A 13421-nucleotide genomic window follows, 5' to 3' on the forward strand; every position below is an offset into this window, starting at 1 on the left:
TCTCATTGGGTGCTGTGGCCAACTACTTCTGGGGAGGCGGAGTTTGCCGGCGTGGCGGCCCGCACTGCCCGGAACATGCCAAAGCGGCAGAGGCCGGTGCCGAAGGCCAGGCGCATGAGCAAGAAGGTGGGCACCTCCCGCAGCGACTTAATCAAGCCTACCAAGCCAAACTTCAGCAACCCTTCGGGACGGACAACCCCCTGCCAGATGGAATCCAGCCAAGAAGGAAGGGTCTCTTGCGTCCAGTCGGCGGTTTCCACCTGCCCTTCCACCAGCCCGGTGGCTTGCAACTGTTCAGCAAACCCCTCGATGCTGGAAAAAGCGGGGTGCGACCACTGATCCAACAACTGCCGCATCACCAGCCGCTCCCAGAAGTTGAGGGGCTTTTGACGGTCGTCCCGCTGGTTCCAGTCCGCCACTACCAAGATGCCTCCCGGCTTGAGCACCCGCAGCATCTCGCTGGCGTAGCGGGCCTTGTCCGGCATGTGGGGCCCCGCTTCGATGGACCAGACCACATCAAAGCTGGCGTCGGGAAAGGGCAGATTGAGGGCATCCGCTACCTGAAACCGGACGGGGAGATCGGGGGGGGTGAGCTCTTGGGCCCGCTGCACCTGCTGCGGGCTGATGGTGATGCCGGTTACGACAAAGCCGTAGTCGCGGGCCAAGAGGCGACAACTACCGCCGATGCCGCAACCTACATCCAGCACCGTCGTCCCCGGTGGCAGCCGATCCAGCCCGCCCCAGCGCACCATCTCGTGGACAAAGTCGTACTTGGCTTGGATGAAGTTCTTCCGCCGCGGCGGGGATCCGTAGTGGCCGAGGTGAATGTGCTCGCCCCAGTAGAACTCCAGGATCCCATCGCGGGTCCACTCGTCGTAGGCGCGGGCTACCGATTCAGGAGATCGGTACTTGCGGGCGGTTAGCAGGTAGGCTGCCAGGCCCACGACCAGCAGCAGGACTAGGCCCCAAAAAACCCAAAGTGTCGGATTCATCAGAATGATGTCAATATGGCTGGAGACGACGACGATTATCGTTCCTTCGGTGGCAAGGGGGCAAGCAAGGGATCCCTCCCTGGGTCTGTCGATCCAGCGGAGTGACGAGACAATTCCATCTTGCCCTATTGGCCAGCCGCCAGGCGGGCTGGGGCTGTCGTAGCCCCAAATGGTCGGTTGCCGGCGGAGGGAGCGTTGGCCTGAGGGATCTCGCCGGGGGCTAGGTGGCCTGGAGCTCCTCCCTTAGGCGCTGAGTGGCTGCCACCATGTTCCTCAGGGCAGGGATCACCTCCTCCCAGCGGCGGGTTTTTAGGCCGCAGTCGGGGTTGACCCAGGTTTGTTCTAGCGGCAAGTGAGCCACTCCCAGGCGCAGTTGCTGGAGAATCTGCTCGGTGTCGGGCACCGCCGGGCTGTGGACGTCGTAAACGCCGTTGCCCACCTGGTGGCGATAGCCCGCTTGGGCGATCTGCAGCAAGGTTTTGTTGCTGCTGCGGCTGTTTTCGATCGAGAGAACGTCGGCGTCCAGCCGCTCGATGTGCTCGATGATGTCCCCGAACTCCGAGTAGCACATGTGAGTGTGGATCTGGGTTTCGGGCTTGGCGCCAGCGGTAGCCAGTCGGAAGGCCTCCACCGCCCAGCTTAAGTACTCCGGCCAGCGCTCTTTTTTCAAGGGTAGACCCTCCCGCAGCGCTGGCTCGTCCACCTGTACCATTACGGCTCCGGCAGCTTCTAAGTCGGCCACCTCTGCCCGCAGGGCCAAGGCAATTTGCAAGGCTTGCTCGCGGCGGGAAAGGTCAACGCGGGGGAAGGACCAGTTGAGCATGGTTACCGGCCCGGTGAGCATCCCCTTAACCGGCTTTTGGGTTAGAGATTGGGCCACCTTAAACTCCCGCACCGTCATGGGGCAAGGGCGAGACACATCGCCGTAGAGAATGGGGGGACGCACGCAGCGGCTGCCATAGCTCTGCACCCAGCCGTGCTCGGTAAAGGCAAAGCCCTGCAGTTGCTGGGCAAAGTATTCCACCATGTCGGTGCGCTCGAACTCGCCATGCACCAGCACATCCAGGCCAATTTCTTCTTGAATGCGGATGCACCTGGCAATTTCGGCGTCGATAGCGGCCTCGTATTCGGCCTGGGAGATCTCGCCCTTTTTGTACTTGACCCGCCACTGCCGGACTTCGGGGGTTTGGGGAAAAGAACCGATGGTGGTAGTGGGCAGCGGTGGCAGCTTGACCTGCCGGCCTATACGCTGCTCGTAGGGAAGGGAGCGCTGGAAGTCCTGCGCCGTCAGGTTGGCCAAGGCCTGGCGCACCGCAAGGTTGGGGGGATTGAAGTCCTGGAAGGCCTGCCACTGCTGTTCCAGCTTGTTCTGCTGGGCAGCGGTGTCTTCGCCGTTGAGGGTGCGAGCGAGCAGAACCACTTCGGCCAGCTTCTGCTCGGCAAAGCTGAGAACATTGCGCAAAGGCTCTGGCAGGTGGGTTTCCAGAGCAGCGTCGTGGGGCACAAACTGGAGCGAGCAAGAAGGCTGCACCCGCAGGTTGGGGGCTAGGGCTTGCAGCTCTTGCAGAGTGGCCAGAACGGCCTTGGGCTGGATCTGCCAGACATTGCGCCCGTCCACTACCCCCGCCCCTAGGATCTTATCGGCGGGGAAGCCGTGGGCTCTGACCAGTTCCAGGTTGTGGCCGCGGGTGAAGTCGAGGCTGAGGCCGGCTAGCGGCAGCTCCACCACCCAGGGGTAAGTCTCCCCCAAGTCGTCAAAGTAGGTAACCAAGTGGACAGGGATCCCCAACCGAGCCAGCCGGCGGTAGGTCTGCTCCACCGCTTCCCGGAGACTGTCGCCTTCGCTCGTCACCAAGATGGGCTCATGGACTTGCACTTCCCGGATTCCCAGTCGCTGCAGCTCCTGCAGCAGCTCCTCGTAGAGAGGAAGCAGCTTCTCCAGATCTCCCCGCAACTCGCCAGAGCGCTGGCTTAGAGCAAGAAGGGTAACCGGACTGAGGAGGACGGGGCTGGTGCGGTTTCCTAGGATCCCTTGCGCCCGCCGCACTGTGGCCAGGAAGTCATCGAAATGGGCCTGAGGGATCGCGTCGGCCTCAATTTCCGGCACCAGGTAGTGGTAGTTGGTGTCGAACCACTTGGTCATTTCCAAGGCGGGCAGGCCCTCCCGTCCCCGCGCCATGGCAAAGTAGCGCTCCAGGCCTGATAAGCTCTGAAACCGGGAGGGAATCAGCCCCAGCCAGGTGGCCCAGTCCAAAACATGGTCGTAGAGGGTTTGATCTCCTACTGCAATGTGGTCGATGCCAGCCTGAAGCTGTACCCCCCAGACCTGTGCCTCTAGCTCCTGGAGCGTTGCTGACAAGGCCTCCGCCTCCAGGGTGCCGCTCCAAAAGGCTTCCAGCGCTTTCTTCAGCTCGCGGCGCTTGCCCATGCGGGCATAGCCGAGGGTTTGGGTTTCGATGGCCATAAGGTACTGTCTCCTGAACTGAATTCGGTAATTGAGGTTGCCGCCAGTTGGCTTTGTACAGCCGGTTGTCATCCAACCTAGGCAGCAAGAAATGGCCGCCGACATGCCTATCGGTGGGATCCCGGCAGAAGGTTTTCTCTAGGCCAGGAAACCTGCTGTAGCTGTCAAGGCGTTCCTCAACCTATCGGCTGGCCCACTCGGCACAGGAGGGTGCTTAGAGGACTCTTTTGCGCAACCAAAGCAAGAAAACGTCCTCCAAGAGTTAGCTGCCCCTGAGCCAACTGCTTAGCTCTCTTGTCTGCGCTTTTGACTTAGTGCCTACGCTCCAAGAGCGTCGAAAATCCGTAAGCAGGCCGATGAAAAAACTTCGGGACGGGAACGGGCCAACGTCAAAATGGGAAGCATATCTGTACCTCGCAGATATGGTGAACTAGGGAAAAACCGCCGGCGGGCATTCTGACTTGCTCAGTTTTGGAGGGGCTGGCTTGCGTCGTCAAGGGCTTTTGCAACAACAACTAGGGATCCCCGATCCAAAACCGGCTCACAGCTGCGGGACAGCGGCAGATTCTCACTGCACTTTCCCCGTTGCCTCTGACGGCTGATCCCCGTCAGAACCGGCAGTAGACTACATCCTACCACCAGCTTGGAGGAGCTAGTAGCTACTCACTTAGACGGGACTGGGCGGATTTGAACCGCCGACCTAGCGCTTAGGAGGCGCTTGCTCTATCCATCTGAGCTACAGCCCCAGGCAAAGAGAGAATGGAGCAAGGGAAACTGGGCAACACCTACCGATCTTAGACCCCCCAACTTAGATTACCAGAAAGAGCCGTCTAGACCTTTGCCTGGAAGCCAGCCGCAGCCGTGGAGGGGATGTCAAGTCAAAGCCCTTTTGCGCTGTCGCGACAGCGCTGAGTCGGAAGTGAGGTGCCGGATTGGCGGCCAGTCTTCCAAGGTATTTTGATAAAGTATTCTGAATATTCTGGCTGGGAAATTAGCGTTGTCTCGGGGGCGCTTTGTCTGACAGTCTGCTGATCCGCAATGCGGAGCTATTGGTGCCGGAAGGGGATCCCTGGCTGGGAGATGTGCTGGTGCGGGAGGGGCGCATTGCCCAAATCGGCCAGAGTCTCTCGGCAGAAGGGGTGGCTAGGGTTATCGACGCGGAGGGCCATACCCTCATGCCGGGGGTGATCGACCCCCAGGTTCACTTTCGCGAGCCGGGCCGGGAGCACAAAGAAGACCTACAGACGGGATCCTGGGCCTGCGCTCGCGGTGGGGTAACCAGCTTTCTCGAGATGCCCAATACGGATCCGCTGACGATCGACCAGGCAACGCTGGATGACAAGTTGGCCCGGGCCGCCAGCAAGTGCGTGGTCAACTACGGCTTTTTCATCGGGGCCACCGCCGATAACCTCAAAGAGCTGCAAACAGTGCAAGGGGCTTGCGGCATCAAGATCTTCATGGGATCCATGCATGGCCCCTTGCTGGTGGATGACCAAGCGGCATTAGAGCGGATCTTTGCCGAGACGGATCCCAATTTTGTTATCGCCGTCCACGCTGAAGATCACTCGCGGATTCAAGCCCGGCGGGCCCTCTTTGCCGGACGTACAGATGTGGCGGTTCACTCCCTGATTCAGGATGAAGAAGCCGCGCTGATTGCCTCGCAACGGGCTTTGGACTTGGCCACCCGCTACCGCCACCGCCTGCACATTTTGCACCTCTCCACCGGCCTGGAGGTGGAGCTGCTGCGCCAGCACAAACCCGCCTGGGTTAGCGCCGAGGTCACCCCTCAGCACCTGCTGCTCAGCACCGCCGACTACGCCCGCCTGGGATCCCTCGTCCAGATGAACCCGCCGCTGCGGGATCCGGCTAACCTGAACCAGCTCTGGCAGGGGCTACACGACGGCATCCTTGATTGCATCGCCACCGACCATGCCCCCCACACCCTGGCCGAAAAGGCCCAGCCCTACCCCCACTCCCCCTCTGGCATGCCCGGTGTGGAGACGGCCTTGCCCCTGATGCTGACCGCAGCCCAGCAGGGCCGCTGTACCCTGCGCCAGGTGGTGCAGTGGATGTGCGAGGCGCCGGCCCGCCTCTACGGGATCCCCAACAAGGGGCGGCTGCAGGTGGGCTACGATGCCGATCTGGTATTGGTGGATCGCCACACGCCTCAGCCGGTGCGCCGGGAAGAGCTGCTCACCAAATGCGGCTGGAGCCCGTTTGAGGGCTGGGAGCTGGTGGGCTGGCCGCTGCTCACAATTGTGGGCGGGCAGATCGCCTTTCAAAACGGTCAGGTGGATCCCTCGGTGCGCGGCCAGGCACTAACCTTTCGGCGCTAGGGGGATCCCCTTCGAGGTTGCACCTTTCAAACCTTTCAAGATGGCGGTTGAACACTGAGCTGCTTCGGCTTCTCCCTGCCTAGGCAAGAGGAGCAGAGCTCCAGATCCCATCTCAGTTTATAGTCTTATAGTCATGCAATGAAGCGGTTCGTTACGTCGTTATTGCTACGCAACGCTGTCGCGAACGCGCCGCTCTAACTCCCCTCTCCCTCTGGGAGAGGGGCCGGGGGTGAGGGCTGGGAGAGGGGCTGGGGGCGAGGATAGTGGCGAGGAATGCTTGGGGAGTGTCTTACGCCCTTTCAGTAAGCTGTGCTACTTTGAAAGCGATAATCGATGATAATCAAGTTGGAAAACACCTAAGGAGCGGCCATGAAAGTTGCCTACGTCTTCATCACTCCTCGCGGCGGCACCTACAAGCTGGGCCAGATGATCCTGCCGCAGCTAGAAGCGGGGGTACACGGCGCGGAAGTGGTGGGCATGTTCTTTTTTGACGACAACTGCTTTGTCTTGCGGCAGGGGGATCCCATTGGCGAGCGCCTGGCCAAGATTGCCGAAGCGCAAAAGATTTTGCTGATGATGTGTGACCTGTGCGCCCTGGAGCGCAACCTGGCGGAAGGGGAACCCAAGTGGTGCGACTCAAAGGGCCAGGGGCGCAAGGAGCCGGGCTATTGTGTTCCCAAGAATGTGGTCAAAGGCGTGCAGGTGGGCTGCTTTCCCGACCTCTACGCGGCCTTAAAAGACAACCCACCTGACCAGGTAATTAGCCTCTAACCGACTTAGCTGACGGCTACGGCAGCAGGCGGCTCTTGGCTGGGCTGAGAGCCAATCTTGCGGAAGACCAGCCGCTCATTGGCCACATCCACCAGGATGCGGTCGCCGGGCAGGAACTCGTTTTCCAGCAGCTTGGTGGCGAGGGGGTTTTCGATCTCCCGCTGGATGACCCGCTTGAGGGGTCGGGCCCCAAACACGGGATCGTAGCCCAGCTCGGCCAGGTAGTCCTTGGCCTCTTCGGTGAGGACAATCTCAATCTGCTGATCCGCCAGCAACTGCTCCACCCGCCGCATCTGCAGGCTGACGATCTGGCGAATCTGCGCTTTGGTGAGGGCGTGGAAGATGATGAGTTCATCCACGCGGTTGAGGAACTCCGGCCGGAAGTGGTGCCGCAGCATAGCCAGCACCTGAGTTTTCATCTCCTCGTAGCGGCTTTCATCGCCCCCGATTTCCAGAATCAGCTCGCTGCCGATGTTGCTGGTCATGATGATGATGGTGTTCTTGAAGTCCACCGTCCGCCCCTGGGAGTCGGTGATGCGGCCATCGTCCAGCACCTGCAGCAGGATGTTGAAGACATCGGGGTGAGCTTTCTCCACCTCGTCAAAGAGCACCACCGAGTAGGGACGGCGCCGCACCGCTTCCGAGAGCTGCCCCCCTTCTTCGTAGCCCACATAGCCCGGCGGAGCCCCAATCAAGCGGGAGACAGAGTGCTTCTCCATGTACTCGGACATGTCGATGCGCACCATCGCCTCGGAGGTATCGAAGAGGAACTCCGCCAAGGCGCGAGCCAGCTCGGTCTTCCCGACGCCGGTGGGCCCCATGAACAGGAACGAGCCAATGGGCCGATTGGGATCCTTGAGGCCGGCCCGGGCCCGCCGAATGGCAGCGGCTACGGCGGCTACCGCTTCGTCCTGGCCCACCACCCGCTGGTGCAAGTGGGCTTCCAGGCGCAGCAGCTTTTGCTTTTCCGACTCCATCAAGCTGGTGACCGGGATCCCGGTCCAGCGGGAGACGATCTCGGCAATGTCTTCGGGCGTCACCTGCTCCCGCAGCAAGGGCTCACCGTTGGCCTGCAGCTTGGCCAGGTGGGCCTCCTGCTCTTGGATCTGCCGCTCCAGCTCCATCAGCTTGCCGTACTTGAGCTCGGCAGCGCGGTTGAGGTCATATTTTTGTTCTGCCTGTTCAATCTGCAGCTTGACGGCATCCCGCTCAGCTTTGAGGCTTTGCAGCCGCTCGATGGCGTCTTTTTCCATCTGCCAACGGGCACTCAGCTCCCGCTGCCGCTCCATCAGGTTGGCCAGCTCCTGCTCAATTTTGCCCAGGCGCTCCTTGGAGGCGGGGTCGTCTTCCTTCTTAAGGGAGAGCTCCTCCATCTGCAGTTGCATGATGCGCCGGTCGATTTCATCCAATTCGACGGGTTTGGAGGTGATCTCCATCTTGAGCTTGGCTGCCGCTTCGTCCACCAGGTCGATGGCCTTGTCGGGCAGGAAGCGCTCGGAGATGTAGCGGTTGGAGAGAACGGCTGCCGCCACCAAGGCCGAGTCGCTGATCTTGACCCCGTGGTGCAGCTCGTAGCGCTCTTTGAGGCCGCGCAGGATGGAGATGGTGTCTTCTACGGAGGGCTGATCCACATACACCGGCTGGAAGCGGCGCTCCAGGGCGGCGTCTTTTTCGATGTGTTTGCGGTACTCATCCAGGGTGGTGGCGCCAATGCAGCGCAATTCACCCCGGGCCAGCATCGGCTTGAGCAGGTTGCCGGCATCCATCGCCCCCTCGGCAGCCCCCGCCCCGACCACGGTGTGCAGCTCGTCGATGAAGAGGATGATCTGCCCTTCCGATTCGGTAACCTCCTTGAGCACAGCTTTGAGGCGGTCTTCAAACTCACCGCGGTACTTGGCGCCAGCAATCAAGGAGCCCATGTCCAGGGCGATCACCCGCCGGTTTTTCAACGACTCCGGCACATCTCCCCGGTTGATGCGTTGAGCGAGACCTTCGACAATGGCGGTTTTCCCCACGCCGGGTTCGCCGATGAGCACCGGGTTGTTTTTGGTGCGGCGGGAGAGCACCTGAACGACGCGGCGGATCTCGTCGTCCCGCCCGATCACTGGATCCAGCTTCCCTTCGCGGGCGGCCTTGGTCAAGTCGCGGCCATAGCGCTCCAGGGCCTCGTAGCGGGACTCAGGGTTTTTGTCGGTAACCCGCTGTTTGCCCCGCACTTGTTGGATAACGGGTTTGAGGCGCTCGACGGTCAAACCTAGGGGTGCTAGAACCCGCTTGCCCACCCGCTCATCGTCCAGGGATCCCAAAAGCAAGTGCTCTACCGAAATGAAGTCGTCTTCGTATTCTTTGCGAAACTCTTCAGCCCGATCCAGCGTGGTCTCCAGGCCGCGGCCCAGGTAGAGCTGATCCACCCGCGCCAGCTTGGGCTGCTGGTTGATAAAGCTCTCCACTCTATCCCGCACCAGCCTTGGATCGATGCCGGCCCGCTGCAAAATGGTCTGGGTAAGCCCTCCCTCCTGATCCAGAAGGGAGATCAGCAGGTGCTCGGTTTCCAACTGTTGCTGCTGGTGCCGCCGAGCTACATCTTGGGATTGGACAATGGCGCTCCAGGCTTTCTCGGTAAATTGGTTGGGATTGGTGGGCTGCATAGAAGTTCGGCAGGTTTTTTACTACAGTGTATAGGAAGACAGCAGGGGAAGCGGACATCTCAGCCCCCGCTTGGGAAAAGGGATCCCGATAATTCAGGTATCGCCCATTTTGGCCGCGCCAGAGTTCGCAACAACCGCCCCCTTTGCCCTCGATCGATGGAGGGATCCCCGCCTTATTCCTCCTCCTCATAGGGCCGCCCTTCGCCTACCACTGTCAGGTCAATTTGCTGACGGTAGTAATCCACGTTCTTTATCTGCACCTCCACCCGATCCCCCAGGCGGAACTGGCGCCGGGTTTTTCGCCCCACCAGGGCTTGTTTGCGGTACTCGTACCAATCGTTTTTCAGGGTGCTCACCCGCACCAAACCTTCCGCCAAGATGGGATCCACCTGCACAAAAAAGCCGTAGTTCTGGACGCTGACAATCAGGCCGGGGAAGGTCTCCCCCAGGTGTTTCTGCATGAACTCGCACCGCTTCAAGCCCATCAGCTCCCGCTCTGCCTGTTGATGGAGCTGATATCCCGCCTGGATTTTGGGCAGTTGCGCTTGGAGAAAGGCCTGCCACTCCTCATGCACTTTTGGCGGCAGCACCTGCCAATCAATTTGGTCGTAGCCGCCGGGGCCATGCAGATCCACCACGGTTTTGGAGCGCGGGCTGCGGCGATCCCGTCCTTTGCTCAAGGCCAGGTGCAGAGCACGCAAATTCAGCAAGTCGGCATAGCGGCGCAAAGGGGCAGTAAAAGAGGCGTAGGGCTCTTTGAGGCCAAGGCCAAAATGTCCGAGGGGCTCCTGTAAAGGCTGCAGGCAATACTCGACGGGGGGCAGAGTAGCCAACAACTGGGCCACCAAGGCTGGGCTAGTCCCTGCGGCCAACACATCGGGGGCGGTGATGCGGGCACAGATCCGCTGCCAATCGGCCAGCGTTACGGTCTCCGGCTCCTGCAAGTTCAGATCCAGCTTCATGGCGTTGGCCAGGCGCAGGAAGTTCTGCAGGGCCTCGGCAGTGGGGGCGGACTGCACGCGGGCCAAAGAAGGGATCCCCAATTGGCGCAGGTGGTGGCCCAGGGTTTGGTTGGCCAGCAGCAGCACCTCGGTCATGAGGGCGTGGGCGCCGAGGCGATCGCTGATCAAAAGGGGGCCGTAGCCGCTCTCGTCAGCGGAGTGGGGGGTGAGCAAATCCAACAGAGGCAGGTCAAAGCCGCCCGCTTGGTGACGTTTGACCCGCAGGATTTGGCTGAGGCGGAGCAGGTTTTGCAGCAGGGCCATCAATTCTGGCACCTCCTCCTCAGGGCCCAGATCTGCAGCGGTGGCCAAAAGGGCCTGCACCTGGCCATAGGAGAGGTGAGCCCGCGACTGCACCAGGCTGGGATGGATCTCGAAGCTTTGTACCACCCCGTCTGAGTCGATGGTTAACAGCAACGAATAGGCCAAGCGCTCCTGCTGCGGCAACAGAGCCAGGCGGCTGTGCACTTCCGGCGGAAAAAGGGGCAGCACCACGCTATCCAGGTAAACCGTGGCGGTGCGCCGCTGCGCCTCCTGCTCCAGCGGGTGATCCGGATCCAGCCAGTGGGCTACGTCGGCAATGTGCACCCCCAGTAGCCAGTGGCCCTCTTCTTGCCGCTGCAGGGAGACAGCCACGTTGGGCTCGAGGCCGTGGGGGTGCTGCAAGTCCAGCGGCTCCAGTGTGATGCAAAACCAATCCCGCAGATCGCGACGGCCCTTTTGGTCGGAGCGGCTCAGCTTTTTGGGCAGGGCGGCTGCAGCTTCTAGCACCGCCGGGGGAAACTCCTGGGGCAGGTCGTACTTGCAACAGACCAGATCTGCATCGATGGACGCCTCCGGGCCATTGCCCAAGATCTTGCGAATCGTGCCCACGGGGGGCAGGTTGCCCAGCGGGTAGCGCTCCACTTCCACATAGGCCACCCGACCTTCCGCCAGCTCGGCAGGGGAGCCCTCCGTCAAGGCCAGCTCGAACAGCAGCCGGTCGTCCAGAGGCACCACCCGGAAACCTTCTTCCGTCTGTTTGAGGCGGCCCACCAGCGTGGGATTGGCCCGTTCCACAACAGCCACCACCTCTCCCTCTGGGCTGCGGCGGCGATTGCCTTCTTTGGTAATCCGGGCTATCACTTGGTCGCCGTTCCAAGCGCCGCTGAGGTTGCTGCCGTGGATGTACACATCCTCTGCCCCCGGTTCATCCCGAACGGCAAAGCAAAAACCCTTGCTGGAACAGCGCAAACGCCCCACCACCAAGGATTCATCCGGCTTACGCCGATAGCGAGGCGGATCCCCTGTGCATTCGAGAAATCCTGCCCGCACCAGACCATCGAGGGCAATCTCAAGCATTTCCTGCGCTTCTGGGTCTGAGGCTGGCAGGAGGGCAAGCAGCACGTCTTTATCGATCCATTGCTCGGCAGGTTGAGAGAAAAAGTGATGAAAAATCCGAGAGAAATCCATTGCGGGTATCGGCAAAAAGGGAAAGAAGCAGGGGGAATGGGAGCCGAGATCGAGGGGCAGGCGCAGCCACTTGGGTTAGTCGCGGTGGCCGGTGACGATAAAGGCTACCCGCTGACCGATATTGGTGCAGTGGTCGGCCAAACGCTCCAGGTAGCGGATCGCCAGCAACATCAACAGGATAGGCTCGATCGATCCCCTGATGTCAGACTGCTGCGCCAACGTATTGTAGAGGTTGGTGTAGTCTTCATCAACGGCGTCGTCTTCCCGCTTCAGTTGTCGGCCCAGCTCGGCATCCAATTCCGTCAGGGCCGCCAGGCTATGGCTGAGCATTTTCTGGCAGCGCTGCATCATCACGCGAATGTGCCTCAGCTCCGGCGGCGGCGGGTAGAAAGCCAAACGCAAGGCCACTTCGGCCAAGTCTTTGGCGTAGTCGCCAATCCGCTCCAGATCCCGCACCAGTTGCATCAGGGCGCTGATCCAGCGCAGATCTTGTGCCACCGGCGAGCGCAAGGCGATCAAGCTAATACAATCTTTCTCGATTTGACGATAAAAACGGTCGATCTGCTTGTCTTGGGTGATGGCCTGTTCGGCAGCGGCCAAGTTCTGCTCAAACAGAGCCTGCTGAGCCAAGACCAGCGATTTTTCCGCCAGCGCCCCCATGCGCAGCACGTCCTGCTGAATCCGCTTGATCTGAAGTTGCAGCTCAGCTTGCCCCATGGCTTTTTCCCCATGGATGTAGGTGGGAGGGAGTGGCTGCCCCCATTAGCGGCTCGCAAAGACAGTCAATTGCACCGGTAGATCTCAATCATGGCAAACTTCTCTTCAAAAAGAGAAAAAAACAGGATGGGGATCGAGGGAGCGGCCAATTTGGGAGAGGATCATAAGGAGGGGGTGCGGGCAGGTGGGATGTTGTGAGGTTGTCTCCGTCTGGAGGCGTAGGGCTGTGCTGTTGTTCTCGACTGAGAAACTCCGATGACTCGTCCCCCCATTGTCGTGCTGGATGATGATCCCACCGGATCCCAGACCGTGCACAGTTGCCTGCTGCTGACCCGCTGGGATGTGGAAACAGTCAAGCTGGGCCTGCAGGATGGCTCGCCAATTCGCTTCATTCTCACCAACACGCGCTCTCTGCCGCCGGCCAAGGCTGCCGAGGTGACGCGGTCGGTCTGCCGGGCCCTCAAGCAGGACATGGGTGAGCTGGGGTGGGAGCGGGCCCTCTTTGTCAGCCGCTCCGACTCGACGCTGCGCGGGCACTACCCCTTGGAAACCGATGTCATGGCGGCGGAGCTGGGGCCTTTTGATGCCCATTTTCTGGTGCCGGCTTTTTTTGAGGGAGGGCGCATCACCCGCGACAGCGTCCACTACCTGCGGGTGGAGGGCCGCTGGGTGCCCGTGCATGAAACGGAGTTTGCCCGCGATGCGGTGTTCGGCTACCACCACAGCTATTTGCCCGACTATGTGCAGGAGAAAACCCAGGGGCGAATTCGGGCTGAGCAGGTGGTGCGATTGACGCTGGAGCAGATCCGCGCCGGCTGTCTGGAGCAGCTTTTGGGTCTAGAGGGGAATGTCTGCTGTGTGGTGGATGGAGAAACCCAAGCGGATCTGAACCGTTTTGCCCAGGATGTTTGGGCGGCTCTGGAGCAGGGGAAGCGCTTTTTGTTTCGCAGCGCCGCCAGCCGGTTGACGGCTCTAGCCCAGTTGCCGCCGCAGCCGGTTCCGCCAGAGCAAATGGCGCAGTTTGTCCGCTCCGACAGGCC

Annotated in this window: 8 protein-coding genes, 1 tRNA gene and 1 riboswitch; of the genes, 3 read left to right on the forward strand and 6 right to left on the reverse strand. The window is 60.8% G+C overall.

Annotation, left to right across the window (positions count from 1 at the left end; genetic code table 11):
* Window positions 1–2: 2 nt before the first annotated feature.
* From NW845_RS06060 to NW845_RS06070, 3 genes are all read right to left on the reverse strand, one after another.
* The gene (locus NW845_RS06060) at window positions 3–992 is read right to left on the reverse strand and encodes a methyltransferase domain-containing protein (RefSeq protein ID WP_414377485.1); all 990 of its coding nucleotides are present in this window, start codon (window positions 990–992) and stop codon (window positions 3–5) included.
* Window positions 993–1212: 220 nt separating this feature from the next.
* Window positions 1213–3456 carry a 5-methyltetrahydropteroyltriglutamate--homocysteine S-methyltransferase gene (metE, locus tag NW845_RS06065; RefSeq protein WP_414377487.1) on the reverse strand — a complete coding sequence of 748 codons (2244 nt, stop codon included), beginning with the start codon at window positions 3454–3456 and terminating at the stop codon, window positions 1213–1215.
* A gap of 428 nt (window positions 3457–3884) precedes the next feature.
* A riboswitch (cobalamin riboswitch) is annotated at window positions 3885–4090 on the reverse strand.
* Between the two features lie 38 nt (window positions 4091–4128).
* Window positions 4129–4202 (reverse strand) — tRNA-Arg (locus NW845_RS06070).
* Between the two features lie 267 nt (window positions 4203–4469).
* Between NW845_RS06070 and NW845_RS06075 the strand changes: the two genes are divergently transcribed.
* A complete protein-coding gene (locus tag NW845_RS06075; RefSeq protein WP_414377490.1) occupies window positions 4470–5792 on the forward strand; it encodes a dihydroorotase in 1323 nt (440 codons plus the stop codon).
* Window positions 5793–6161: 369 nt separating this feature from the next.
* Window positions 6162–6563 (forward strand): SaoD/DsrE family protein, encoded by a 402-nt coding sequence (locus NW845_RS06080; RefSeq protein WP_414364069.1) that lies wholly within the window; start codon window positions 6162–6164, stop codon window positions 6561–6563.
* A 5-nt stretch (window positions 6564–6568) separates the two neighbouring features.
* Here NW845_RS06080 and clpB read toward each other — a convergent pair whose 3' ends face one another.
* The 3 genes from clpB to phoU all read right to left on the reverse strand — a co-directional run bounded on the left by clpB (window position 6569) and on the right by phoU (window position 12381).
* Window positions 6569–9211, reverse strand: a complete 2643-nt coding sequence (gene clpB / locus NW845_RS06085) for an ATP-dependent chaperone ClpB (protein WP_414377493.1) — start codon at window positions 9209–9211, stop codon at window positions 6569–6571.
* 173 nt (window positions 9212–9384) lie between these two features.
* On the reverse strand, window positions 9385–11598 hold the full coding sequence (locus NW845_RS06090) for a ribonuclease R family protein (protein ID WP_414377496.1): 2214 nt from the start codon (window positions 11596–11598) through the stop codon (window positions 9385–9387).
* A 141-nt stretch (window positions 11599–11739) separates the two neighbouring features.
* Complete coding sequence (gene phoU / locus NW845_RS06095; RefSeq protein ID WP_414377497.1) at window positions 11740–12381, reverse strand: phosphate signaling complex protein PhoU; 642 nt, start codon at window positions 12379–12381, stop codon at window positions 11740–11742.
* Window positions 12382–12636: 255 nt separating this feature from the next.
* Here phoU and NW845_RS06100 point away from each other — a divergent pair.
* On the forward strand, window positions 12637–13421 hold a 785-nt coding region (locus NW845_RS06100; protein WP_414377500.1), incomplete at its 3' end, for a four-carbon acid sugar kinase family protein.

This window comes from Synechococcus sp. H60.2 (assembly GCF_047462315.1).
In the GTDB taxonomy this organism is placed as follows: domain Bacteria; phylum Cyanobacteriota; class Cyanobacteriia; order Thermostichales; family Thermostichaceae; genus Thermostichus.